Here is a 22,769-nt window from a genome sequence, read left to right on the forward strand (position 1 = left end):
TTTTTTTTTTTTAAACCCACCCCCCCCCCAAAAACCCGGCACCGCCCCCCCGCCGCTTTTGGGTGGGGGGGGGCCGGCCCCCCCCGCCCGCCCCCCCCCGCCCCCGAATCCAGCCACCCCGGACCCGGTCGTTCCACCTCCGTGTGAGGTGTGGCACGATGCTGGCTCCCCGTCACCCTTCGCACAGGAGACACCCCGCGTGCCGCACAGCCCCGCCGAGCTCGCGCCGAATGTGGAAACCCTGGCCCACACCCACGCCAAGCCCCTCCACTGGCTCGCCACGGCCACCGCCATGGCCGCCGTCATAGCCACCGCGGGACTCGTCCAGCCGGCCACCGGAACCCCCGCGGACACCGCCCGCCCCACGGCGAACGGCCCACAGGCCGCCGCCCCCGACGCAGCGGCGGTCACCTACCCCCTCGACTGCAAAGGCGCCCCGCAGGCCGTCACCGCCACCGCCCAGGGCGACCTCGACGGCGACGGCCGCCCCGAGACCGTGGCCGCCGTCCGCTGCGACGCAGGGTCCGGCACCCCGCCCCACGCGATCTACGTACTCACCCAGGACCGGACCGAAGGCGCCCGCCCCCGCGTCGTCGCCACCCTGCTCGACACCCCGCAGCGACAGACCACCGCCGACCTCACCGTGAGCGACGGAGTCGTCACCGCCACCCTCCTCGGCTACTCCTCACCGGAGATCCCGCGCTACAGCCCGGACGTGAAGAAGCTCGCCAAGTGGCGCTGGAGCGGCGGAAAATTCCGCCAGGAGCTGACGGACTCGACCGCCAGGAGTGTTTGAAGCGTCACTCGGCGTCGGGCCCGAAGACTTCCACCCCGTCCGAGACCCGCCTCACGTGGATGCAGTCACCCGGACATTCCTTCGCCGAATCCACCACGTCCCGGAGCAGCGTCAGCGGAACCGGAGTGGTCGCCCCCGCCGCCTGCAGCAGCTCGTCGTCGGCGCTCTTCACATACGCCAGACCATCGATGTCCAGCTCGAACACCTCCGGCGCGTACTGCACGCAGATCCCGTCCCCGGTGCAGAGGTCCTGGTCGATCCAGACCTCAAGCGGCTCGCCGGCCCCACCGACACCGTCAGTCCGGTCGGCGGTTGCCTCCTGCTGCACGCTCATATCTCCTGCCGTTCCCTGCGCTGAGTGATCCATCCCGGTCACCACTCGCGGCAAGTCGCGCGAGCTCTGACGGGTGTTGAACGCTTCGACCTTACAACCGGCCGCTTTCAGATGTTGATGGGTGGGTATTTCCTTGGCGTGAGGGAGTACGCAAGGGTGAAGATCGGACACACCTCTACCGTCTTTGTGATCTAGGGGTTTCAATCACCACCAGCCCAGGTAGGGTCAGGAAGCGTCCAGCTCCCCTTGGAGGAGGTGAGGACCGTGGCAGCCCACGACGACGACATCAACCGCGGCATCCGGCCCGGGCGAGGGTCTGAGGACCCCGCCGGCCAGGTTGCCTATCTCGAGCAGGAAATCGCCGTCCTGCGACGTAAGCTCGCCGACTCTCCGCGACACACGAGGATTCTCGAAGAGCGGATCGTCGAGCTGCAGACAAATCTTGCCGGCGTATCCGCACAGAACGAACGACTCGCGAATACCCTCCGTGAGGCCCGCGACCAGATCGTCGCCCTCAAGGAAGAAGTCGACCGGCTCGCACAGCCGCCGGCCGGATTCGGTGTCTTCCTGCAGTCCAATGAGGACGGCACCGTCGACATCTTCACCGGAGGCCGGAAGCTCCGCGTGAACGTCAGCCCCAGCGTCGAACCGGAAGACCTCCGGCGCGGCCAGGAGGTCATGCTCAACGAGGCCCTCAACGTGGTCGAGGCCATGGAATTCGAGCGGGCCGGGGACATCGTCACCCTCAAGGAGATCCTCGAGGACGGCGAGCGCGCCCTGGTCGTCGGGCACACCGACGAGGAGAGGGTGGTGAGGCTCGCCGAGCCGCTCCTGGACATCACCATCCGCCCCGGCGACGCCCTCCTGCTCGAACCCCGCTCCGGCTACGTCTACGAGGTCGTCCCCAAGAGCGAGGTCGAAGAGCTCGTCCTCGAAGAGGTCCCGGACATCGACTACGACAAGATCGGCGGCCTGGGCGACCAGATCGAGCTGATCCGCGACGCGGTCGAGCTCCCCTACCTCTACCCGGACCTGTTCAAGGAACACGAACTGCGCCCGCCGAAGGGCATCCTGCTCTACGGCCCCCCCGGATGCGGCAAGACGCTCATCGCCAAGGCCGTCGCCAACTCCCTTGCCAAGAAGGTCGCCGAGGTTACCGGCCAGCCCGCCGGAAAGTCCTACTTCCTGAACATCAAGGGCCCCGAACTCCTCAACAAGTACGTCGGCGAGACCGAGCGGCACATCCGCCTCGTCTTCCAGCGTGCCCGTGAGAAGGCCAGCGAGGGCACCCCCGTCATCGTCTTCTTCGACGAGATGGAGTCCCTCTTCCGCACCCGCGGATCCGGCGTCAGCTCGGACGTGGAGAACACCATCGTCCCCCAGCTGCTCGCCGAGATCGACGGCGTGGAGGGCCTGGAGAACGTCATCGTCATCGGCGCCTCCAACCGCGAGGACATGATCGACCCGGCCATCCTGCGCCCCGGCCGCCTCGACGTGAAGATCAAGATCGAGCGCCCGGACGCCGAGGCCGCGAAGGACATCTTCGCGAAGTACCTCAAGGCCTCGCTGCCCCTGCACACGGACGACCTGTCCGAACACCAGGGCTCCACGGCCGGCACCGTTCACAGCATGATCCAGACCGTCGTCGAGCAGATGTACGCCGAAACCGAGGAAAACCGCTTCCTCGAGGTCACGTACGCCAACGGCGACAAGGAAGTCCTGTACTTCAAGGACTTCAACTCGGGCGCGATGATCCAGAACATCGTGGACCGTGCGAAGAAGATGGCGATCAAGGCCTTCCTCGAGCACAACCAGAAGGGCCTTCGCGTCTCCCACCTCCTCCAGGCCTGCGTGGACGAGTTCAAGGAGAACGAGGACCTGCCCAACACCACCAACCCGGACGACTGGGCCCGGATCTCCGGAAAGAAGGGCGAGCGGATCGTATTCATCCGTACCCTTGTCACCGGAAAGCAGGGCGCCGACACCGGACGCTCCATCGACACGGTGGCGAACACCGGTCAGTACCTCTGACGAAGCGGAGCGGCTGCGGATGCCCTCCCCGGGCATCCGCAGCCGACTGCTTTACCGGACTCCCTGACTCCTTATACCGACTGCTTTTCAGCCGGTGACAGGGCAGATTCAATGACGGAAATGATCTCCCCACGAGCGCGCAGTGGTTCTAGGCTCTTCCGTACCGCCGGACGCGCAGTGCGGGGACGGGCACCGCACAGGCACACGCACCGGAGCACCAGCGGTACTTGAGCGCCGCTCCCGAAGGGGAGCGCCGCCGGGCAAGGAGGGCCGCATGACCGTACGGCGAGTAATGGGGATCGAGACGGAGTACGGGATCTCCGTCCCCGGGCACCCGAACGCCAATGCCATGCTCACCTCGTCCCAGATCGTCAACGCCTACGCGGCGGCGATGCACCGGGCGCGCCGCGCCCGCTGGGACTTCGAGGAGGAGAATCCGCTGCGGGACGCCCGCGGCTTCGACCTCGCCCGCGAGGCCGCCGACAACAGCCAGCTGACCGACGAGGACATCGGCCTCGCCAACGTCATCCTCACAAACGGCGCACGGCTCTACGTCGACCACGCGCACCCCGAGTACAGCTCGCCGGAGATCACCAATCCGCTCGACGCCGTGCTCTGGGACAAGGCCGGCGAGCGGATCATGGCCGAGGCGGCCGTCCGGGCGGCCCAGCTGCCCGGTGCCCAGCCGATCCACCTCTACAAGAACAACACCGACAACAAGGGCGCCTCCTACGGCACGCACGAGAACTACCTGATGAAGCGGGAGACCCCCTTCTCGGACATCGTGCGCCACCTGACCCCCTTCTTCGTCTCCCGCCAGGTCGTCACCGGCGCGGGCCGCGTGGGCATCGGCCAGGACGGCCGCGAGCACGGCTTCCAGATCAGCCAGCGGGCCGACTACTTCGAGGTCGAGGTCGGCCTGGAGACCACCCTGAAGCGGCCCATCATCAACACCCGCGACGAACCCCACTCGGACGCCGAGAAGTACCGCCGCCTGCACGTGATCATCGGCGACGCGAACCTGTCCGAGATCTCCACGTACCTCAAGCTGGGCACGACCGCCCTGGTCCTGTCCATGATCGAGGACGGGTTCATCAACGTCGACCTCGCCGTCGACCAGCCGGTGCGCACGCTGCACCAGGTCTCCCACGACCCGGACCTGCAGCACCTGATCACACTGCGCAGCGGCCGGACACTGACCGCCGTACAACTCCAGATGGAGTACTTCGAGCTCGCCAGGAAGTACGTCGAGGAGCGTTTCGGTTCCGACGCGGACGAGCAGACAACCGATGTGCTGGCCCGCTGGGAGGACGTGCTGGGCCGGCTGGAGACCAACCCGATGAGCCTGTCGGGGGAGCTGGACTGGATCGCCAAGCGGGAGATCCTGGAGGGCTACCGGCGCCGGGACGGGCTGGGCTGGGACGCGGCGCGCCTGCACCTGGTGGACCTCCAGTACTCGGACGTACGGCCGGAGAAGGGCCTGTACAACCGTCTGGTGGCCCGCGGCAAGATGCAGACGCTGGTGGAGGAGCCGGCGGTGGAGCGGGCGGCGGGCAAGCCGCCGGAGGACACCCGGGCGTACTTCCGCGGCCGGTGCCTGGAGCAGTACGCGGACGACGTGGCCGCGGCGTCCTGGGACTCGGTGATCTTCGACCTCCCGGGCCACGACTCGCTCCAGCGGGTCCCGACGCTGGAGCCGCTGCGGGGCACGCGGGCCCACGTCAAGGAGCTCCTGGACCGCTGCCGCACGGCGGAGGACCTGGTGCGGGTGCTTTCGGGGCGGTGAGCGGTGCTTTCGGGGCCTGAAAGGGCCCCGGTCCGGGAATCATGAGAAGGACCGGACGTTATGAAAGTGCGGGGACGAATGTCGGACCCTGCTAGTAGGGTCCGGCGTAGGGTCTGATCTTGAGAGATCCCGAATCCCGGGGTCTCTCGACATGAGCGTGCGAACCGAGCGGGGTGAGGTAGACATGGCGACCAAGGACACCGGCGGCGGACAGCAGAAGGCGACGCGCTCGACCGAGGAGGTCGAGGAGGCGGCGGTCGAGGAATCGACCGACCTCAAGGAGCGCCAGGAAAAGCTCTCCGACGACGTCGACTCCGTACTTGACGAGATTGACGATGTACTCGAGGAAAATGCCGAGGACTTCGTTCGGAGTTTCGTACAAAAAGGTGGCGAATAGCCTTCGAATCTAAGGTGAACTCGCCAGCATTGGCTCTATGTCCAATGGAGCAAAGTGGTGCCGCGGCTGTGGCCGTGACGTGCCCCTGAGCGGATTCGCCTCAGATCGGAATCGTGGGGACGGCTTACAGCCGAGTTGTCGGGAGTGCGTGGCGGCCTACAGCGCGCAGCACTACCGGCGCCGCCAGGCCGCCAGGGGCAAGGTCGTCAAGGAGAAGGTGGATGTACCGTCCGGCCACAAGCTGTGCCGGCAGTGCGGTGAGGTCAAGCCGCACAGCGAATGGCACAAGAACGCAACGGCCTCTGACGGACTGTCCACCCGGTGCAAGGCCTGCCGGGCCATCCAGGGCCGGCAAGGCCACCTCAAGCGTTCCTACGGCATCACCGAGGCTCAGCGCGACGAGATGATCGACGCTCAAGGCGGTGTCTGCGTGATCTGTCGTCAGGCTCCGGCAGAGCATGTGGACCACGATCATCAGACGGGTAAGGTCCGAGGCGTACTGTGCTTCAGCTGTAACGCAGCCTTGGGGCAGTTCAAGGATCGGCCGGACGTCATACGGCGTGCAGCCGCTTACGTGGAAGGAAACCTGTGGAACCCAACACTCGTAGCACAGGGCGTCTACCGGCAGCCTTCCTGACGCCGGGGTCGTCGTCCTTCATGGACTTCCTGGGCGCGCACTCGCCCGAGATGCTGCCCGGCAACCGCAAGCTGCCGGAGGGCGTCGTCGAGGCGCCGCACGGGACGACCATCGTCGCCGCCACCTTCCCCGGCGGGGTCGTGCTCGCCGGTGACCGGCGGGCGACCATGGGGAACATGATCGCGCAGCGGGACATCGAGAAGGTGTTCCCGGCCGACGAGTACTCCGCGGTGGGCATCGCCGGTACGGCCGGCCTGGCCGTGGAGATGGTGAAGCTGTTCCAGCTGGAGCTGGAGCACTTCGAGAAGGTGGAGGGGACGACCCTCTCCCTGGAGGGCAAGGCGAACCGTCTGTCCACCATGATCCGGAGCAATCTGGGCATGGCGATGCAGGGACTGGCCGTCGTACCGCTCTTCGCGGGGTACGACGAGGCCAAGGAGAAGGGCCGGATCTTCTCCTACGACGTGACCGGCGGCCGCTCCGAGGAGCACGGGTTCGCCGCCACCGGATCGGGCTCGATCTTCGCCAGGGGATCGATGAAGAAGCTCTTCCGGCCCGATCTGACGGAGGAGCAGGCCACCACGCTGGTCGTGCAGGCGCTGTACGACGCCGCCGACGACGACTCCGCGACCGGTGGGCCGGACCTGTACCGCCACATCTATCCGATCGTCACCGTCATCACGGACGAGGGTTTCCGCAGGCTGACGGACGCCGAGTCGCAGGAGCTCGCCCGTACGGTCACCAATCGTCGGCTGGAGCAGCCCGACGGCCCGCGCGCCGCCCTGCTCTGACCATCCGTCGCCCCTCAGGAGCCCAGAAGAAAGGGACGGACAGCCGGTGTCGACTCCGTTCTATGTGTCACCCCAGCAGGCCATGGCCGACCGGGCGGAATACGCCCGGAAGGGCATCGCCCGCGGTCGCAGCCTTGTCGTGCTGCAGTACGCCGACGGCATCGTGTTCGTCGGTGAGAACCCGTCGCGTGCCCTGCACAAGTTCAGCGAGATCTACGACCGGATCGGCTTCGCGGCCGCCGGCAAGTACAACGAGTACGAGAACCTGCGGATCGGCGGTGTGCGCTACGCGGATCTGCGGGGGTACACCTACGACCGCGACGACGTGACGGCCCGCGGGCTGGCGAACGTGTACGCGCAGACGCTGGGCACGATCTTCTCGAGTGCCGGTGAGAAGCCGTACGAGGTGGAGCTGGTCGTCGCCGAGGTCGGTGCGACGGCCGCCGGGGACCAGATCTACCGGCTGCCGCACGACGGGTCGATCGTGGACGAGCACGGCTCGGTCGCGGTCGGCGGCAACGCGGAGCAGATCAGCACCTTCCTGGATCAGCGGCACCAGGACGGGATGACCCTGTCGGAGGCGCTGAAGCTGGCGGTGCAGGCGCTGTCCAGCCAGGCCAACAGCGCGGACAAGACGATTCCGGCCGAGCGGCTGGAGGTGGCGGTGCTGGACCGGACGCGGGCGCAGCAGCGGAAGTTCAAGCGGATCCGCGGCCGGCAGCTGGCGCGGTTGCTGGAGGCGGATGTGCCGGCGGCCGCGCAGGCGGATGCCGTGTCGAACGACGAGGCTCCGGAGGACGAGGCCGAGTAGGTCCGGGAGCGGTGTGTGCCCCGGTCCGCCCGTGAGGGCGGGCCGGGGCTTCGTCGTGTTCGGGGGCGGAGGCCTCAGGGGGTGGGGGCGGGGCCCGAGGAGTTGCGGACGACGAGTTCGACGGGGAGGTCGGGGGCGGTCCAGGGGGTGTTGTCGAGGACGGAGAGGAGGGCGGTCATGCCCTGTTCGCCGACGCGTTCGGCGGGGAGGCGGACGGTGGTGAGTTCGGGTTCGACGGCGGTGGCCAGGGCGAGGTCGTCGAAGCCGGTGACGGAGAGGTCGTCGGGGATGCGCAGGCCCAGGCGGCGGGCGGCCTTGCAGGCGCCGGCGGCGAGGATGTCGTCGTCGCAGATGACGGCGGTGGGTGGGGTTCCGGGTGCTGCCAGGGCGGTCTCCGTGGCCGTACGGGCGCCGTCCACGGTGAGGGGGGCCCGTACGGTGCGCAGCTCGGTGCCGGGCCCCAGGAGGGTGGTCAGGGCTTCGGCGCGGACCTGGAAGGTCCAGGTGTCGACGGCGGAGGCGAGGTGGAGGAAGCGGCGGTGGCCGAGGGCGAGGAGGTGTTCGGTGACCTGGCGCATGCCGTCGGCCATGGCGAGGTTGACGTGGGCGCCGGCGGCGCCGGCGGTGGGGTCGCTGTCGAGCATGACGAGGGGGAGGCCGTCGCCGCCGAGGGCGTCGAGGGCGTCGGCGGCCATGGAGGAGGCGATGACTCCGTCGAGGGCGGCGCGGGCGGAGGCGAAGGGGTCGCGGGCGGGGCCGGTGCCGTCGGGGGAGGGGTAGAGGACGACGCCGAAGTCGTGTTCGGCGGCGATGCGGGCGGCGCCGGTGTAGACGCGGGCGAAGAACTCGTTGGTGAGGGCGGGGACGACGAGGAGGGCGGTGCGGGTGGTGCCCAGGCGGAGGTTGCGGGCGGCGAGGTTGGGGCGGTAGCCGAGGTGGGTGGCGGTTTCGCGGACGTGTGCGGCGGTGCGTTCGGAGACGCGGCCGCGCCATTTGCCGCCGAGGACGAGGGAGACGGTGGCCTGGGAGACCCCTGCGGCGGTGGCCACGTCGCGGCTGGTGGGTCTCGTCACACGGTTCTCCTGAAGTGCGAGGTCGGGGGGTTGGCGGGGTCCGGTGGGTGGACCGGTGACCTGTCGCCATGGTACGTATGACGGGTCACGTTATACGTATTACTCCGGCTGGGGCCGGGCAGAAGGGGGCGGACATGGCCGCGGGATACGCGGAGCTGCTCAGGACCCGGCACGCCGCGAGGCTGCTGGTGGGCACGCTCATAGGCCGGCTGCCCAATGCCACGGCGCCGATCGCGATCGTGCTGTTCACGCGGGCCGAGGGGGGCAGCTACAGCCTCGCGGGCGCGCTGGCCGCCGCGTACGGGCTGGCGAACGCCGTGGGCCAGCCGTTGCTGGGCCGGGCGGTGGACCTGTACGGGCAGCCCCGGGTGCAGCTGCCGGCCGCGGTGCTCTCCGCGCTGGGCATGGTGTGGCTGGCGGTGTCCGGTACCGGGGCGGCGGTCGCCGCGTATGCCGCGGTGGTGGTCGCGGGGCTCTTCACGCCGCCGCTTGAGGGCGGGCTGCGGGCCCTGTGGCCGGGCGTGCTGGGTGGCAGGGAGGAGCGGGTGCACGCGGCGTACGCCATGGACGCGGTGGCCCAGGAGGTCATGTTCACGGTGGGTCCGCTGCTGGTGACGCTGTTCGTGGCGCTGTGGTCGCCCGCCGGGGCGCTGCTGGCCCTGAACGCCATCGGCGTGCTGGGGGCGCTGTCCGTCGTGGTCAGTGAGCCGTCCCGGCGGTGGCGGTCGGCGCCGCGTGAGGCGCACTGGCTGGGCGCGCTGCGTTCGCCGGGTCTGCTGGCGCTGCTCGGCGCGTTCTTCTTCGTGGGGACGGCGCTGGGTTCGATCACGGTGGCGGGTGTGGCGTACGCGGACGATCACGGGAACCAGGCGGTGTACGGCTGGCTGATGGCGGCGCTCGGGCTGGGCGCGCTGATCGGCGGGGTGTTCTACGGTGCCCGGCGGTGGGCCGGTGCGCCGGAGCGGCGGCTGCGGATGCTGGTGGCGCTGCTCGCGGTCTGCTACCTGCCGTTGGTGCTGACGCCGGGGCCGGTGGCGATGACGGGGCTCGCGGCGCTCTCGGGCGTGTTCCTGGCGCCCGCGCTGGCGTGTGCGTTCATCGTCGTGGACCGGCACGCTCCGGCGGGCACGGTGACGGAGGCGTTCTCCTGGCTGGTGACGTTCTTCGGGGTGGGTGCGGCGATCGGTACGGCGGCCGCGGGGCCGGCGGTGGAGCTGGGCGGTACGGCGGCGAGTTTCGGTGTGGCGGGTGCGGCCGGGGGTGCGGCGCTGCTCGTGCTGACGGTCACTCAGCGGGTGATGGCAACTGGAGGCCGGAGCCGGGCGGTGGCGGGTTCGGCTGAGGGGGCGTCGGACGGGGTCGGTGAGGTGGCGCACGGGGTCCGGTCGGAGGGCTGATCGCGGCCGGTGTGTGGGCCGATCGGCGGAGCGGCCGGTGGGCTGATCGGTGAGTTCGCGGAGCCGTTCTCGGACGGGGGATCGGAAACTGATCGAAACGGCGCTCTCGAACCCGGTTTCAGAAGAGGGCAGAAGGCGTAATGTTCAGTCATGGACCGCCGCATTTTCGGGCTGGAGAACGAGTACGGCGTCACGTGCACGTTCAGGGGACAGCGCCGACTGTCACCTGACGAAGTGGCGCGCTACCTCTTCCGCCGTGTCGTGTCATGGGGCCGCAGCAGCAATGTCTTCCTGCGGAACGGCGCCCGCCTCTACCTCGACGTGGGTTCGCATCCGGAATACGCAACTCCCGAATGTGACAACGTGACCGAGCTGGTCACGCACGACAAGGCGGGCGAGCGCATTCTCGAAGGACTGCTCGTCGACGCCGAACGCCGCCTGCACGAGGAGGGAATCGCGGGCGACGTCTACCTCTTCAAGAACAACACCGACTCGGCGGGCAACTCGTACGGCTGCCACGAGAACTACCTGGTGGCCCGGCACGGGGAATTCTCCCGCCTGGCGGACATTCTCATTCCCTTCCTCGTCACGCGCCAGCTGATCTGCGGTGCGGGCAAGGTGCTCCAGACCCCCCGGGGGGCGGTCTACTGCGTGAGTCAGCGGGCCGAGCACATCTGGGAGGGCGTCAGCTCCGCGACGACCCGTTCGCGGCCGATCATCAACACGCGCGACGAGCCGCACGCGGACGCCGAGCGCTACCGCCGGCTGCACGTGATCGTCGGTGACTCGAACATGTCCGAGACGACCATGCTGCTCAAGGTCGGGGCCACCGACCTGGTGCTGCGCATGATCGAGGCGGGCACGGTGATGCGGGACCTGACCCTGGAGAACCCGATCCGGGCGATCCGCGAGGTCAGCCACGACATCACGGGTCAGCGCAAGGTGCGTCTGGCGAGCGGCCGGGAGGCCTCGGCGCTGGAGATCCAGCGGGAGTACTACGACAAGGCGGTGGACTTCGCCGAGCGCCGGGGCATCCGTACCGGTGTGGTGGACCAGGTGCTGGAGCTGTGGGGCCGGACCCTCGACGCGATCGAGGCGGAGGACCTGGACCGGATCGGGACCGAGATCGACTGGGTCATGAAGTACCAGCTGATCGAGCGGTACCGGGCCAAGCACAACATGACCATGTCGAATCCGCGGGTGGCTCAGATAGACCTCGCCTACCACGACATCCACCGTCGGCGCGGGCTGTACTACCTGCTGGAGCGCAAGGGGCAGGCGGCGCGGATCTGCAACGACCTCAAGATCTTCGAGGGCAAGTCGGTGCCCCCGCAGACGACGAGGGCGCGGCTGCGCGGGGACTTCATCCGGCGGGCGCAGGAGCAGCGGCGGGACTTCACGGTGGACTGGGTGCACCTGAAGCTGAACGACCAGGCGCAGCGGACCGTGCTGTGCAAGGACCCGTTCCGGTCGGTGGACGACCGGGTGGAGAAGCTGATCGCCGGGATGTGAGCCGGCGCCTCACCTCGCGTCATTGGGGCGGATGTGGGTGCTGTGACATCGCACTGATCTTGGCCAGGGCCTCGTACGGATCTCGTACGGGGCCCTGCCCACGGCTTAGAGTGGCGGGCGACCGCCTTGCCGTCTGAGATCTGAGGAACCCGTGCGCCGACTTGCCGGCTTGCTTGTCGTACCCCTTCTGCTGCTGTCGACAGCGGCCTGTGGCGACGACAGCGGCTCCGACTCCGCCCAGATGAAGAACGGGGCGCCCGCGATCACCAAGGGTGCCAAGTTCGGGGAGACGCCCACCCTGTCGAAGGGGAAGGGGCAGCCGCCGAAGGAACTGAAGGTGGTGACCATCAGCGAGGGCGATGGCCCGGCGCTGAAGAAGGGCGACATCGCCCAGGTCAACTACCTCGGCCAGGTGTGGGACGGCAAGGAGCCGTTCGACGCCAGCTTCGGCAAGGGCAAGCCCTTCGACGTCACCATCGGCGCGGGCATGGTCATCAAGGGCTGGGACCAGGGCCTGGAGGGCCAGAAGGTCGGCAGCCGCGTCGAGCTGGTGATCCCGCCGGCCCTCGGTTACGGCGAGCAGGGCTCGGGCGACAAGATCAAGCCGAACGCCACGCTGGTGTTCGTCGTGGACATCGTCAAGGGCACCTCCGTCCCGGCCTCGGCCACGGGCAAGGAGGTCGCGCAGGACAACAAGGACCTGCCGAAGGTCGGTACGAACACGGACGGCAAGGAAGTCGCCGTGACCGTCCCGAAGGACACCGCCGCCCCGGCCAAGCTGGTCTCGAACTACATCCTCGAGGCCGACGGCGCCGCGGTGAAGGACACCGACAGCGTCGTCGTCAAGTTCCACGGCAAGACGTGGAAGGACGACAAGACCTTCGAGAGCACCTACACGAGTGACACGACGGTCACGTGGCCGATGGAGCAGCTCTCGGTCAAGGGCCTGAAGGAAGGCCTGCTCGGCAAGAAGGTCGGCAGCCGGATCCTGCTGGTCATCCCGCCGGACATGGCCTTCGGCGACAAGGAGCAGGGGTCGATCCCGGCGAACTCGACGCTGGTGTTCAGCCTCGACATCCTCGCGGTGATGTAAGACTGTTCCGGTTGACCAGTTCGTACCTATGAGGAGCAGTTCCGTGAGCAACGAGCTCAGCAAGCCCGAGATCGACTTCCCCGGGGGCGAGGCCCCCAAGGACCTCGTCAAGGAGGACATCTGGGTGGGCGACGGCGCCGAGGCCAAGGCCGGCGACCGGGTCTCCGTCCACTACGTGGGCGTGGCCTTCTCCACCGGCGAAGAGTTCGACGCGTCCTGGAACCGTGGCTCCGCGCTCCAGTTCCAGCTCGGTGTCGGCCAGGTCATCGCCGGCTGGGACCAGGGTGTCCAGGGCATGAAGGTCGGCGGCCGCCGCAAGCTCGTGATCCCCGCGGACCTCGCTTACGGCGACCGCGGCGCGGGCGGCGCGATCGCCCCGGGCGAGACGCTGATCTTCGTCTGCGACCTGGTGAAGGTCGGCTGATCCGGACATCCGCGATCAGTGGAGGGGCCCCCGCCGTCCGGCGGGGGCCCCTCGCTTTTGTCCGGGCCCGCCGGGGCGGTACGGTCAACGGTCACGAGTGTGTGTGTCGAGAGCGGGGGAACGGCGTCGATGGCGATTGCCAAGGCCGAGCGGCTGATGAATCTGGCGCTGTGTCTGCTGGGGACCCGTCGGCCGCTCAGCAAGCGCGAGTTGCGCGGTTCCATCGAGGCCTACCTGGAGGCCGGCAACGACGAGTCCTTCAACCGCATGTTCGAGCGGGACAAGGACGATCTGCGTGAACTCGGCCTGGTCATCGAGACGGTGGAGAACCTGGAGGGCGAAACCGGCTATCTGGCCCGCCGGGACAGCAACCGGCTGCCGCCCGTCTCCCTGGACGCCGAGGAGGCCGCGGCCCTGGGGCTCGCCGCCAAGGTCTGGCAGCAGGCCCGCCTCGCGGGCGCGGCCAGCGGCGCCCTGCAGAAGCTGCGCGCCGGCGGGATGCCGGAGGCGGGGGACCCGTTCGAGGGCCAGCACAGTGCCATCGAGCCGCGCATCCCGGTCCACGAGGCGGCCTTCGAGCCGCTGATGCTGGCCTGCCGGGACCGCCGGCCGGTGGTCTTCGACTACCGCAAGTCCACCGCCGCCCGGCCCGAGACCCGGCAGGTGGAACCGTGGGCGCTGGAGTGCTGGCGCGGCCACTGGTACCTGGCCGGCTTCGACCGCGAGCGCGGGGCGGAGCGGGTGTTCCGGCTGTCGCGGATCACCGGCAAGGTGCGCTCCCGCGCCGCCAAGTACACCGCCGAGGTGCCGGACGTGGTGACCGTACGGGAGACCGTGGAGAGCTGGGCCGGGGAGAGCGCGGACCGCTCGGCGCGCATCCGGCTGCGCGCCGGCGCCGGGTACCCGCTGAGGGCCAGGGCCACCGCCGTGCGCGAGGGCGGCGACGGCTGGGACGAGCTGGAGATTCCTTACGGGCACGGGCTGGACGCCTGGCTGGTGGAGTTCGGCCCCGACGTCGTGGTGCTGGAGCCGGCCGACCTGCGGGCGGACGTGGTGGACCGGCTGCGCGCCGTCGCCAGGGGCTGACCCGGACATCGGGGCCCCGTACATGGGGACCCCGTACATGAGGACCCCGCACACCAGCGGCCCGGAACATCAGTAGCAACGCCCTGAGGGGGAGACGTACCAGCATGGCTGCCAACGCCATCGACCAGACCCGCCGGATGCTGTCCCTGGTCACGTACCTGCGCGAGCGCCCGGGCGCTCACGTCGCCGACGTCGCGCGCGCCTTCGGGATCACCGAGGACGAGCTGATCTCGGACCTCGACGTGCTGCCCATGTGCGGGACCAGCTTCCGGGGCGGGGACCTGCTCGACATCGACACCGACGGGGAGCGCATCTGGTGGCGCAATCCCGACGCCTCGGGGGAGTCCACCGCGGAGCCGCTGCGGCTCGCCGCCGACGAGGCGACCGCGCTGCTCGTCGCCGCCCGTGCGGTGGCGACGCTGCCCGGGCTGCGCGAGAGCGACCGGGACGCCCTGCTGCGGGCGACCGCCAAGCTGGAGGCCGCGGCGGGCGAGGCGGCCGGGGCCAGCTCCCGGCTGTCGGTGACCTTCGAGTCCGAGGGCGGGGTCTTCGCGGACGTCGACCGGGCCATCGCGGAGCGCCGCCGGCTGTGGGTGCGCTACTACTCGCCCGCGCGGGACGAGCTCACCGAGCGAAAGGTCGACCCGATCCGGCTCTTCGCGGTGGGGCACACGTACATGGAGGGGTGGTGCCACCTCTCCGAGGCGCGGCGCACCTTCCGGCTGGACCGGGTGGCGGAGATCCGGCTGCTGGACGAGCGGGCCGAGCCGCCCGCCATCGAGCCGCGCGACCTGTCCGAGGGGCTGGTCCAGCCGGCCGCCGAGGATCCGGAAGTCGTGGTCGAGGTGGGGCCCGGCGGGCGCTGGGTCGCCGAGTACTACCCGCACGACAGGGCCGAGGAGCTGGCCGAGGGGGGCTTGCGGATCACACTGCGCAGTCCGGACCCGGCCTCGCTGCGCCGGCTCGCGCTGCGGCTGGGCCGCGAGGGGCGGATCGTCGCTCCCACAGAGCTGGCTCAGAGCGCGCGGAGCGCCGCTCGAGAAGCACTCGCGGGGTACGGGGAACAGGTCTGAGGGGAGCAGCGGTCTATGTCGCCCATCTCCGGGTCCGTCGCCTTCAAGGCGGCCTGTCCCGACTGCCACGCCCGCTTCGAGCTGGACGCGGGCGCCCTGCGGCTGGTCATCGGCGGCAGCCGGCGGACCACCTTCTACTCCTTCACCTGCCCCCGGTGCGGCGCGGCGGTACGCAAACCGGCGGGTGAGCGCATCGTGGAACTGCTGACCGGCGGAGGCGTGAGCACCCTGCGCAGTGTGTGAGCCGGGCGGTGGCCTAGGCTCTTCCCATGCTGTGGCCGATGTTCGCAATTGCCCTGGGCTTCCTCGGGATCGCCGTCCTCGCCGCGGCGGCGGTACGCGTCTACGTGGAGGTCCGCAGGCTCTCCGGGCAGGTCGCGCTGGCCAGCCGCCGGATCACGGCCGCCTCGGAGGATCTTGAGCGGGCCGCGGCCGATCTGGCCCGGGCGGGTCGCGAGGTGCGTCCGTGAAGCAGGACGAACCGGTGCGAGCCGGGCGTGAACAACGGGCCCGCGCGCAAGCGGGGGTACCCCGGGGGATTGCCGGGCGTTAACCCCCGGGGGTTACGATCCTTGCCTGAGCGGTCACCGGAAACCTGTCCGAGCCGACCAGAGCCACCACAACCAGCCGCTTCGGTGAGAAGGAAGACACACATGATCGGCAATCTGAAGCCCCTTGAGATCCTTCTGATCATCGCCGTGATCGTGCTGCTGTTCGGCGCCAAGAAGCTCCCCGAGATGGCCCGTTCGCTGGGCAAGTCGGCCCGCATCCTCAAGAGCGAGGCCAAGGCCATGAAGAAGGACGGCGAGGCGGAGGACACGGCCACCGCGGCCACGGTCGCCGACCAGGCGCCGCAGCAGCCCGTCGCCCCGCGCACCATCCAGGCCGCGCCCGGTGACGTGACCAGCTCCCGGCCCGTCAGCGAGCCGAACCGCACCGCCCAGGGCTGAGACAAGCCGGACAAGCCAGTCATCTGCAACGAGCCAAGGGACGTGGGTTGCTCAAGTCTGCCCGCAAGCAGGAGAAAGCGGACAAGGACGCCGAAGGGCGGATGCCTCTTGTCGAGCACCTGCGTGAGCTGAGAAACCGTCTGCTGAAGTCGGTCCTGGCGATCATCTTGATCACCGTCGTGGCGGCCTTCTTCTACAAGGACCTCATCGACTTCATGCTGAAGCCGATGCTGGACTCCGTCGGCTGCACCGACGGGGTGGTCTCGCAGCGCAACGGCCGGCCGTGTGCCGACATGACCGTGAACGGCCTGATCGCGCCGTTCTCGATCGCCCTGAAGGTCTCGCTCACCGCCGGTGTGGTGCTCTCCGCGCCGGTGTGGCTCTACCAGCTGTGGGCGTTCACCGCCCCGGGGCTGCACAGTCACGAGAAGAAGTACGCGACGAGCTTCGTCGCGGTCGGCGCTCCGCTGTTCGGTGCCGGCGCCGTACTCGCGTACAAGATCCTTCCGCAGACCGCGACGATCCTCCTCGACTTCACCCCCGAGCACGCGCGCAACCTGCTCCCGGTCGACGACTACCTCGACCTGGTGACGCGCATGGTCGTCGTCTTCGGCCTGGCGTTCGAGCTGCCGCTGCTGCTGATCCTCCTCAACTTCACCGGCGTGCTGACGGCGAAGCGGCTGGCGAGCTGGTGGCGCGCCATGGTGCTGGGCATCACGGTCTTCTCCGCGTTCGCGACGCCCACCGGCGACCCGCTCACCATGCTGTCGCTGGCCGCCCCGATCGTGGCCCTGTACTTCATCGCCCTCGCCATCTGTCTGCTGAACGACCGCAGGCGCAAGCGCAACGACCCCGACGCGGGCCTCGGCGACGACGAGGCCGCCGATCTGGACCTGACCCCGGCGCCGATCGGCTCGATGGAGCCGGTCCAGGCCCCCGCCGAGCTGCCCGGCCAGGCGGACGGCGGACGTCATCGGATCAACGGTTACGACGACGCGACCTGACAGGTACATTCCGGTGCGTGAGCTCTGAGATCACCCTCTTCGTCAATCCCACCGCGGGGCGCGGCCGGGGCGCGCACGCCGCGCAGCCGGCCGCTTCCGCTCTGCGGGCGGCGGGCTTCTCGGTCCGGACCGTCGTCGGCACGGACGGCCCGGACGCGCTGGCCCGGCTGCGCGCCGCCGTCCGCGAGGGCACCGGCGCGGTGATCGCGGTGGGCGGCGACGGCATGGTCTCCCTGGCGCTCCAGGCGCTGGCGGGCACGCTCGTGCCGCTCGGGGTGATCGCGGTGGGCACCGGCAACGACTTCGCGAGGGCGATGGGGCTGCCCGTCCGCGAGCCCGCGCGGGCCGGACGGCTGGCCGCCGAGGCCCTCAAGGAGGGGCGGCTGCGCGAGATCGACCTGGGGCGGGTGCGCGGGTCCTCCCGGGCGGGGTCGGAGGGAGGAACCTGGTACGGGACCGTGCTGTGCTCCGGCTTCGATTCGAAGGTCAACGACCGCGGGAACCGGATGAGGCTGCCGGCGGGCCGGTTCAAGTACGACCTGGCGGTGGTCGCGGAGCTGGCGGCCTTCCGGCCCTTCCCGTACCGGATCACCCTCGACGACGGCCCGGCCGTGGAGACCGAGGCCACCCTGGTGGCGGTCGGCAACGGATCCTCCTACGGCGGCGGCATGCGCATCTGCGCGGACGCCGTCCCCGACGACGGGCTCTTCGACGTCACGGTGGTCGGCGACTGCAGCCGGGCCACCCTGCTCCGGGTCTTCCCGCAGGTCTACAAGGGGACCCACCTCAGCCACCCGAAGGTGACCGTCCACCGGGCGCGGAAGATCACCCTGGAGGCGGCCGGGGTCACCGCCTACGCCGACGGGGAGCCGCTGGGGTCGCTGCCGGTGACCGCCGAGTGCGTTCCCGGGGCGGTCCGGATCATCCGGTAGCCCGTATCCCGCAGCCCGTTTAAATGATCGCGACTGTTGTCAGGGGTGGCGGGTAGGCTCGATCTCAAGATGACCGAAGAACTCTCACCCGCCGAGCGGTACGCCGCTGCCCGGATCCGCGCCGCCGAAGAGGCCAGTGCCCTGGCCCCCTTCCGCGAGATGTACGCATTCGATCTGGATCCGTACCAGGTCGAGGCCTGCAAGGCACTGGAGGCGGGCAAGGGCGTCCTCGTGGCCGCCCCGACCGGCTCGGGCAAGACGATCGTCGGCGAGTTCGCCGTGCACTTGGCCCTCCAGCAGGGCCGCAAGTGCTTCTACACGACGCCGATCAAAGCCCTGTCGAACCAGAAGTACGCCGATCTCGTCAAGCGCTACGGCGCCGACAAGGTGGGCCTGCTGACCGGCGACAACAGCGTCAACTCCGAGGCGCCGGTGGTCGTGATGACCACCGAGGTGCTCCGCAACATGCTGTATGCGGGCTCGCAGTCGCTGCGGGGCCTCGGCCACGTCGTCATGGACGAGGTGCACTACCTCTCCGACCGGTTCCGCGGAGCCGTCTGGGAGGAAGTGATCATCCACCTCCCCGAGTCGGTCACCCTGGTCTCGCTGTCGGCCACCGTGTCCAACGCGGAGGAGTTCGGCGACTGGCTCGACACCGTACGGGGCGACACCGAGGTGATCGTCTCCGAGGAGCGGCCCGTTCCGCTGTGGCAGCACGTCATGGCCGGCCGCCGGATCTACGACCTCTTCGAGGAGGAGTCCGACCACGGCGGCCGCGGCTCCGCCCGCCGGGAGGTCAATCCCGACCTGCTGCGCATGGCGCGCGAGGAGAACAGCCGTACGTACAGTCCGAAGGACCGGCGGCGCGGCAAGATGGTCCGCGAGGCGGACCGCGAGCGCGAGCGGCGCTCCCGTGGCCGGATCTGGACCCCGTCCCGGCCCGAGGTCATCGCCCGCCTCGACGGCGACGGGCTGCTGCCCGCCATCAACTTCATCTTCAGCCGCGCCGGTTGCGAGGCCGCCGTCCAGCAGTGCCTGTACGCGGGCCTGCGGCTCAACGACGACTCCGCCCGCCTGAGGGTCCGCGAGATCGTCGAGGAGCGGACCGCCTCCATCCCCACCGAGGACCTCCACGTCCTCGGCTACTACGAGTGGCTCGAAGGCCTGGAGCGGGGCATCGCCGCGCACCACGCGGGCATGCTGCCCACCTTCAAGGAGGTCGTCGAGGAGCTCTTCGTACGCGGTCTGGTCAAGGCCGTCTTCGCCACCGAGACCCTGGCGCTGGGCATCAACATGCCCGCGCGCACGGTGATCCTGGAGAAGCTGGTCAAGTGGAACGGCGAGCAGCACGCCGACATCACCCCCGGCGAGTACACGCAGCTGACCGGCCGGGCCGGGCGGCGCGGGATCGACGTCGAGGGCCACGCGGTGGTGCTCTGGCAGCGGGCCATGGACCCGGCGGCGCTCGCCGGGCTCGCCGGTACCCGTACGTATCCGCTGCGTTCGAGTTTCAAGCCCTCGTACAACATGGCCGTGAACCTGGTCAGCCAGTTCGGGCGGCACCGCTCGCGCGAGCTGCTGGAGACCTCGTTCGCGCAGTTCCAGGCCGACCGCTCGGTCGTCGGGATCTCCCGGCAGGTGCAGCGCAACGAGGAGGGCCTGGAGGGCTACCGGGAGGGCATGACCTGCCACCTGGGCGACTTCGAGGAGTACGCGCAGCTGCGCCGGGACCTCAAGGACCGCGAGACGGACCTGGCCAAGCAGGGCGCGGCCCAGCGCCGGGCGCAGGCGGCCGCCTCGCTGGAGAAGCTCAAGCCGGGCGACATCATCCACGTGCCGACGGGCAAGTTCGCCGGGCTCGCGCTGGTCCTGGACCCGGGCGTGCCGGCCGGGCGGGTCAACGGGCACCGCGGGTACGAGTACGCGGAGGGCCCGCGCCCGCTGGTGCTCACCGCCGAGCGGCAGGTCAAGCGGCTCGCCGCGATCGACTTCCCGGTCCCGGTGGAGGCCCTCGACCGGATGCGGATCCCCAAGACCTTCAACGCACGCTCCCCGCAGTCCCGCCGGGACCTGGCGTCCCAGCTGCGGAGCAAGGCCGGGCACATCACGCCGGAGCGGCGGACGCGCGGCAGGGCCGCGGCGGCCGACGACCGCGAGATCACCCGGCTGCGGGCCGCGCTGCGGGCGCACCCGTGCCACGGGTGCGACGAGCGCGAGGACCACGCCCGCTGGGCGGAGCGCTACCACCGGCTGAAGCGGGACACCGTGCAGCTGGAGCGGCGGATCGAGGGCCGGACGAACACGATCGCCCGCACCTTCGACCGGATCCACTCGCTCCTCACCGAGCTGGACTACCTGCGCGAGGACGAGGTCACCGTGCACGGCAAGCGGCTGGCCCGGCTGTACGGGGAGCTGGACCTGCTGGCCTCCGAGTGCCTGCGGGCGGGCATCTGGGAGGGCCTGAGCCCGGCCGAACTGGCCGCCTGCGTCTCGGCGCTGGTCTTCGAGGCGCGGCAGTCCGACGACGCGGTCGCGCCGAAGGTGCCGGGAGGTGCGGCGAAGGCCGCGCTGGGCGAGATGGTCCACATCTGGGGCCGGCTCGACGCGCTGGAGGAGGAGCACCGCATCAACCAGGCGGAGGGCGTGGGCCAGCGCGAGCCGGACCTGGGCTTCGCGTGGGCGGCGTACCAGTGGGCCTCCGACAAGAGCCTGGACGAGGTGCTGCGCGAGGCGGAGATGCCGGCCGGTGACTTCGTGCGCTGGTGCAAGCAGGTCATCGACGTGCTGGGGCAGATCGCGGCGGCGGCTCCGTCGTCCTCCGGTGAGAGCGGGAGCACGGTGGCCCGCAATGCCCGCAAGGCCGTCGACGCGCTGCTGCGGGGTGTAGTGGCCTACAGCTCGGTCGGCTAGGCGTTTTTGGGGCTTCCTCCCAGAGGGGGGCCGGTTCGGTCTGATCTCTTGCCATGATCGAATTCCGGCGCCGTGTGCGACGATCGGGCCATGAGCGGGGGAGCGGACGAAGGGCCGAGACGGGTCGGTCGGCCACGCGCCGACCGGCTGAGACCGGTGAGCGGTCGGCCGCCGCGCGAGGAACTCCTCTGCGCGGCGGCCGAATTGTTCACGGTCCAGGGGTACGCGGCCACCACCACGCGGGCGGTGGCCGAGCGGGCCGGAATGCGCCAGGCGACGATGTACCACTATTTCGGCGGCAAGGAGGACCTCCTCGCCGAACTGCTGGAGTCCACGGTCGCGCCCTCACTCGCGCAGGGCCGGCGGCTGCTCGCCGACACCGCGCGGTCCGCCGCGCGGCGGCTGTGGGAGCTGTGCCGCTCGGACGTACTGCTGCTGTGCGGGACCCCGTACAACCTGGGGGCGCTCTATCTGCTGCCCGAGGTCGGGGGTGCGCGCTTCGCGCAGTTCCGCCGGATGCGCGGTGAACTCAAGCACATCTACCGGGAGTTGCTGGCCGAGATCTGTGCGGGCACCGAGCCGGCCGGGGACGGGGCGGCCCTGGCGCTCCGCAACGACCTGGTCTTCGGACTGATCGAGGGCGTCATGCTGATCCGCCGCGCCGACCCGGCCCGGCCGGTGGCGGCCTTCGCGCAGGCCACCGCCGACGCCGCGCTGCGGATCGCGGGCGTCGCAGCCGCACCCCGGGAGAAGCCCTAACCGCCCGTTCCGGCCTCCCAGCCGGCGCGGTCGTGCCAGGCCTGGAGGGTTCGGGCGCTCTCGAACCGGTGGGCGGCTCCGGTGACCGGGTCGGTGAATTCCAGCACCCGGGCCAGGAGTTGCAGCGGCCGCCGGTAGTCGTCCGGGGCGGGGTCGGTGACCCGCGGATACACCGGATCGCCGAGGAGGGGCAGGCCCAGGCCGTTCATGTGCACGCGCAGCTGGTGGGTGCGGCCGGTGTGCGGGGTCAGCCGGTAGCGGCCCAGTCCGCCCCGGACCCCGGTGAGTTCGACGAAGCTCTCCGCGTTGGGCTCGCCGGGGACCTCGGCCGCGGCGATGACCCCGCGGGTCTTCTCGATGCGGCTGCGGACGGTGCGCGGGAGCGCGAGCGAGGGGTCGTGGCCCGCGAGGGCCTCGTACTCCTTGTGGACCCGGCGCTGCTGGAAGAGGAGCTGGTACGCCCCGCGGTCCTCGGGCCGGATGCTGAACATCACCAGTCCCGCGGTCAGCCGGTCCAGCCGGTGCGCCGGGCTGAGGGCCGGCAGGTCCAGCTCGTCGCGGAGCCTGGCCAGGGCGGTCTGGGTGACGTGGCTGCCGCGCGGGGTGGTCGCCAGGAAGTGCGGCTTGTCCACGACCAGGAGGTGCGGGTCGCGGTACAGGACGGGGACCGGGAAGGGCACCGGCGGCTCCGCCGCGAGGTCCCGGTGGAACCACAGGTAGGCGCCCGGCTCGTACGGATCCCGTGCGTGCAGGACGCGCCCGCCGGGGCCGAGCACCCGCCCGGCGTGCAGCAGACGGGCGATGACCTCGGCGCCGGGGCCGCCCGCGTAGTGCTCGGCGAGGTGGCTGCCGAGGTCCGGCCAGTTCCCGTCGGGGTCGGGCGGCAGCCGCAGCCGGACCGGGTCGATGCCGGCGCGCTGGGGGAGCGGCGAGGGGGGTGGCTGGGCTCTGCGTCTCATCGGGGGACAGGCTA

General features: G+C 70.1%; 23 protein-coding genes. 20 read left to right on the plus strand and 3 right to left on the minus strand.

Features of this window, described 5'->3' with window-relative positions:
* Nucleotides 1–199 precede the first annotated feature (199 nt).
* The gene (locus tag ACFCZ1_RS34430; protein WP_376682220.1) at nt 200–796 is read left to right on the plus strand and encodes a hypothetical protein; all 597 of its coding nucleotides are present in this window, start codon (nt 200–202) and stop codon (nt 794–796) included.
* 4 nt (nt 797–800) lie between these two features.
* On the opposite strand, the gene ACFCZ1_RS34435 is transcribed toward ACFCZ1_RS34430, so the two are convergent.
* Nucleotides 801–1,130, minus strand: a complete 330-nt coding sequence (locus tag ACFCZ1_RS34435) for a ferredoxin (RefSeq protein ID WP_376682255.1) — start codon at nt 1,128–1,130, stop codon at nt 801–803.
* Between the two features lie 264 nt (nt 1,131–1,394).
* Between ACFCZ1_RS34435 and arc the strand changes: the two genes are divergently transcribed.
* From arc to prcA, 6 genes are all read left to right on the plus strand, one after another.
* The gene (arc, locus tag ACFCZ1_RS34440) at nt 1,395–3,161 is read left to right on the plus strand and encodes a proteasome ATPase (protein WP_376682221.1); all 1,767 of its coding nucleotides are present in this window, start codon (nt 1,395–1,397) and stop codon (nt 3,159–3,161) included.
* 274 nt (nt 3,162–3,435) lie between these two features.
* Entirely contained in the window at nt 3,436–4,947 is a 1,512-nt protein-coding gene (dop, locus tag ACFCZ1_RS34445) for a depupylase/deamidase Dop (RefSeq protein ID WP_376682222.1), read from the plus strand.
* Between the two features lie 184 nt (nt 4,948–5,131).
* Nucleotides 5,132–5,344 carry a ubiquitin-like protein Pup gene (locus ACFCZ1_RS34450; protein WP_030233608.1) on the plus strand — a complete coding sequence of 71 codons (213 nt, stop codon included), beginning with the start codon at nt 5,132–5,134 and terminating at the stop codon, nt 5,342–5,344.
* Between the two features lie 37 nt (nt 5,345–5,381).
* A complete protein-coding gene (locus tag ACFCZ1_RS34455) occupies nt 5,382–5,981 on the plus strand; it encodes an endonuclease VII domain-containing protein (protein WP_376682223.1) in 600 nt (199 codons plus the stop codon).
* On the plus strand, nt 5,933–6,772 hold the full coding sequence (gene prcB / locus ACFCZ1_RS34460; protein ID WP_362397406.1) for a proteasome subunit beta: 840 nt from the start codon (nt 5,933–5,935) through the stop codon (nt 6,770–6,772). The genes ACFCZ1_RS34455 and prcB overlap by 49 nt, the downstream gene beginning before the upstream one ends.
* 46 nt (nt 6,773–6,818) lie before the next feature.
* On the plus strand, nt 6,819–7,583 hold the full coding sequence (gene prcA / locus ACFCZ1_RS34465) for a proteasome subunit alpha (RefSeq protein ID WP_376682224.1): 765 nt from the start codon (nt 6,819–6,821) through the stop codon (nt 7,581–7,583).
* Nucleotides 7,584–7,657: 74 nt separating this feature from the next.
* On the opposite strand, the gene ACFCZ1_RS34470 is transcribed toward prcA, so the two are convergent.
* Nucleotides 7,658–8,656 carry a LacI family DNA-binding transcriptional regulator gene (locus ACFCZ1_RS34470; RefSeq protein WP_376682225.1) on the minus strand — a complete coding sequence of 333 codons (999 nt, stop codon included), beginning with the start codon at nt 8,654–8,656 and terminating at the stop codon, nt 7,658–7,660.
* Nucleotides 8,657–8,790: 134 nt separating this feature from the next.
* Here ACFCZ1_RS34470 and ACFCZ1_RS34475 point away from each other — a divergent pair, with 134 nt between their 5' ends.
* The 13 genes from ACFCZ1_RS34475 (at nt 8,791) to ACFCZ1_RS34535 (ending at nt 21,796) form a co-directional block, all read left to right on the plus strand.
* Nucleotides 8,791–10,053 (plus strand): MFS transporter, encoded by a 1,263-nt coding sequence (locus ACFCZ1_RS34475; RefSeq protein ID WP_376682226.1) that lies wholly within the window; start codon nt 8,791–8,793, stop codon nt 10,051–10,053.
* A 150-nt stretch (nt 10,054–10,203) separates the two neighbouring features.
* On the plus strand, nt 10,204–11,565 hold the full coding sequence (pafA, locus tag ACFCZ1_RS34480) for a Pup--protein ligase (RefSeq protein WP_073920416.1): 1,362 nt from the start codon (nt 10,204–10,206) through the stop codon (nt 11,563–11,565).
* A gap of 151 nt (nt 11,566–11,716) precedes the next feature.
* Nucleotides 11,717–12,658, plus strand: coding sequence for an FKBP-type peptidyl-prolyl cis-trans isomerase (locus ACFCZ1_RS34485; RefSeq protein ID WP_376682227.1), 942 nt, complete (start codon nt 11,717–11,719; stop codon nt 12,656–12,658).
* Between the two features lie 28 nt (nt 12,659–12,686).
* Nucleotides 12,687–13,082 carry an FKBP-type peptidyl-prolyl cis-trans isomerase gene (locus tag ACFCZ1_RS34490; RefSeq protein WP_376682228.1) on the plus strand — a complete coding sequence of 132 codons (396 nt, stop codon included), beginning with the start codon at nt 12,687–12,689 and terminating at the stop codon, nt 13,080–13,082.
* Between the two features lie 129 nt (nt 13,083–13,211).
* Entirely contained in the window at nt 13,212–14,168 is a 957-nt protein-coding gene (locus ACFCZ1_RS34495; protein WP_376682229.1) for a helix-turn-helix transcriptional regulator, read from the plus strand.
* Between the two features lie 104 nt (nt 14,169–14,272).
* Nucleotides 14,273–15,241 carry a helix-turn-helix transcriptional regulator gene (locus ACFCZ1_RS34500; protein ID WP_376682230.1) on the plus strand — a complete coding sequence of 323 codons (969 nt, stop codon included), beginning with the start codon at nt 14,273–14,275 and terminating at the stop codon, nt 15,239–15,241.
* 15 nt (nt 15,242–15,256) lie between these two features.
* Complete coding sequence (locus ACFCZ1_RS34505; protein WP_376682231.1) at nt 15,257–15,484, plus strand: hypothetical protein; 228 nt, start codon at nt 15,257–15,259, stop codon at nt 15,482–15,484.
* 26 nt (nt 15,485–15,510) lie between these two features.
* Complete coding sequence (locus ACFCZ1_RS34510; protein WP_376682232.1) at nt 15,511–15,711, plus strand: hypothetical protein; 201 nt, start codon at nt 15,511–15,513, stop codon at nt 15,709–15,711.
* 183 nt (nt 15,712–15,894) lie between these two features.
* A complete protein-coding gene (tatA, locus tag ACFCZ1_RS34515) occupies nt 15,895–16,191 on the plus strand; it encodes a Sec-independent protein translocase subunit TatA (RefSeq protein ID WP_376682233.1) in 297 nt (98 codons plus the stop codon).
* Nucleotides 16,192–16,238: 47 nt separating this feature from the next.
* Nucleotides 16,239–17,195 (plus strand): twin-arginine translocase subunit TatC, encoded by a 957-nt coding sequence (tatC, locus tag ACFCZ1_RS34520; protein ID WP_376682234.1) that lies wholly within the window; start codon nt 16,239–16,241, stop codon nt 17,193–17,195.
* Nucleotides 17,196–17,212: 17 nt separating this feature from the next.
* Nucleotides 17,213–18,127: a diacylglycerol kinase gene (locus tag ACFCZ1_RS34525; protein ID WP_376682235.1), complete on the plus strand. Its 915-nt coding sequence runs from the start codon at nt 17,213–17,215 to the stop codon at nt 18,125–18,127.
* Between the two features lie 69 nt (nt 18,128–18,196).
* Nucleotides 18,197–21,037, plus strand: a complete 2,841-nt coding sequence (locus ACFCZ1_RS34530) for a DEAD/DEAH box helicase (protein ID WP_376682236.1) — start codon at nt 18,197–18,199, stop codon at nt 21,035–21,037.
* A 90-nt stretch (nt 21,038–21,127) separates the two neighbouring features.
* The gene (locus tag ACFCZ1_RS34535; protein WP_376682237.1) at nt 21,128–21,796 is read left to right on the plus strand and encodes a TetR/AcrR family transcriptional regulator; all 669 of its coding nucleotides are present in this window, start codon (nt 21,128–21,130) and stop codon (nt 21,794–21,796) included.
* On the opposite strand, the gene ACFCZ1_RS34540 is transcribed toward ACFCZ1_RS34535, so the two are convergent.
* Nucleotides 21,793–22,755 (minus strand): pseudouridine synthase, encoded by a 963-nt coding sequence (locus ACFCZ1_RS34540; RefSeq protein WP_376682238.1) that lies wholly within the window; start codon nt 22,753–22,755, stop codon nt 21,793–21,795. The two genes, ACFCZ1_RS34535 and ACFCZ1_RS34540, sit on opposite strands and share 4 nt — an antisense overlap.
* Nucleotides 22,756–22,769: the final 14 nt, after the last annotated feature.

This window comes from Streptomyces sp. NPDC056224, assembly GCF_042267665.1.
Taxonomy (GTDB): domain Bacteria; phylum Actinomycetota; class Actinomycetes; order Streptomycetales; family Streptomycetaceae; genus Streptomyces.

Excerpts from the sequence above, each read along its gene's own strand:
- ACFCZ1_RS34435 (WP_376682255.1), bottom strand. The coding sequence starts at position 1,130 with ATGAGCGTGCAGCAGGAGGCAACCGCCGACCGGACTGACGGTGTCGGT.
- dop (WP_376682222.1), top strand. The coding sequence starts at position 3,436 with ATGACCGTACGGCGAGTAATGGGGATCGAGACGGAGTACGGGATCTCC.
- ACFCZ1_RS34450 (WP_030233608.1), top strand. The coding sequence starts at position 5,132 with ATGGCGACCAAGGACACCGGCGGCGGACAGCAGAAGGCGACGCGCTCG.
- ACFCZ1_RS34455 (WP_376682223.1), top strand. The coding sequence starts at position 5,382 with ATGTCCAATGGAGCAAAGTGGTGCCGCGGCTGTGGCCGTGACGTGCCC.
- ACFCZ1_RS34475 (WP_376682226.1), top strand. The coding sequence starts at position 8,791 with ATGGCCGCGGGATACGCGGAGCTGCTCAGGACCCGGCACGCCGCGAGG.
- pafA (WP_073920416.1), top strand. The coding sequence starts at position 10,204 with ATGGACCGCCGCATTTTCGGGCTGGAGAACGAGTACGGCGTCACGTGC.
- ACFCZ1_RS34490 (WP_376682228.1), top strand. The coding sequence starts at position 12,687 with ATGAGGAGCAGTTCCGTGAGCAACGAGCTCAGCAAGCCCGAGATCGAC.
- ACFCZ1_RS34495 (WP_376682229.1), top strand. The coding sequence starts at position 13,212 with ATGGCGATTGCCAAGGCCGAGCGGCTGATGAATCTGGCGCTGTGTCTG.
- ACFCZ1_RS34500 (WP_376682230.1), top strand. The coding sequence starts at position 14,273 with ATGGCTGCCAACGCCATCGACCAGACCCGCCGGATGCTGTCCCTGGTC.
- ACFCZ1_RS34505 (WP_376682231.1), top strand. The coding sequence starts at position 15,257 with ATGTCGCCCATCTCCGGGTCCGTCGCCTTCAAGGCGGCCTGTCCCGAC.
- ACFCZ1_RS34510 (WP_376682232.1), top strand. The coding sequence starts at position 15,511 with ATGCTGTGGCCGATGTTCGCAATTGCCCTGGGCTTCCTCGGGATCGCC.
- tatA (WP_376682233.1), top strand. The coding sequence starts at position 15,895 with ATGATCGGCAATCTGAAGCCCCTTGAGATCCTTCTGATCATCGCCGTG.
- ACFCZ1_RS34530 (WP_376682236.1), top strand. The coding sequence starts at position 18,197 with ATGACCGAAGAACTCTCACCCGCCGAGCGGTACGCCGCTGCCCGGATC.
- ACFCZ1_RS34535 (WP_376682237.1), top strand. The coding sequence starts at position 21,128 with ATGAGCGGGGGAGCGGACGAAGGGCCGAGACGGGTCGGTCGGCCACGC.
- ACFCZ1_RS34540 (WP_376682238.1), bottom strand. The coding sequence starts at position 22,755 with ATGAGACGCAGAGCCCAGCCACCCCCCTCGCCGCTCCCCCAGCGCGCC.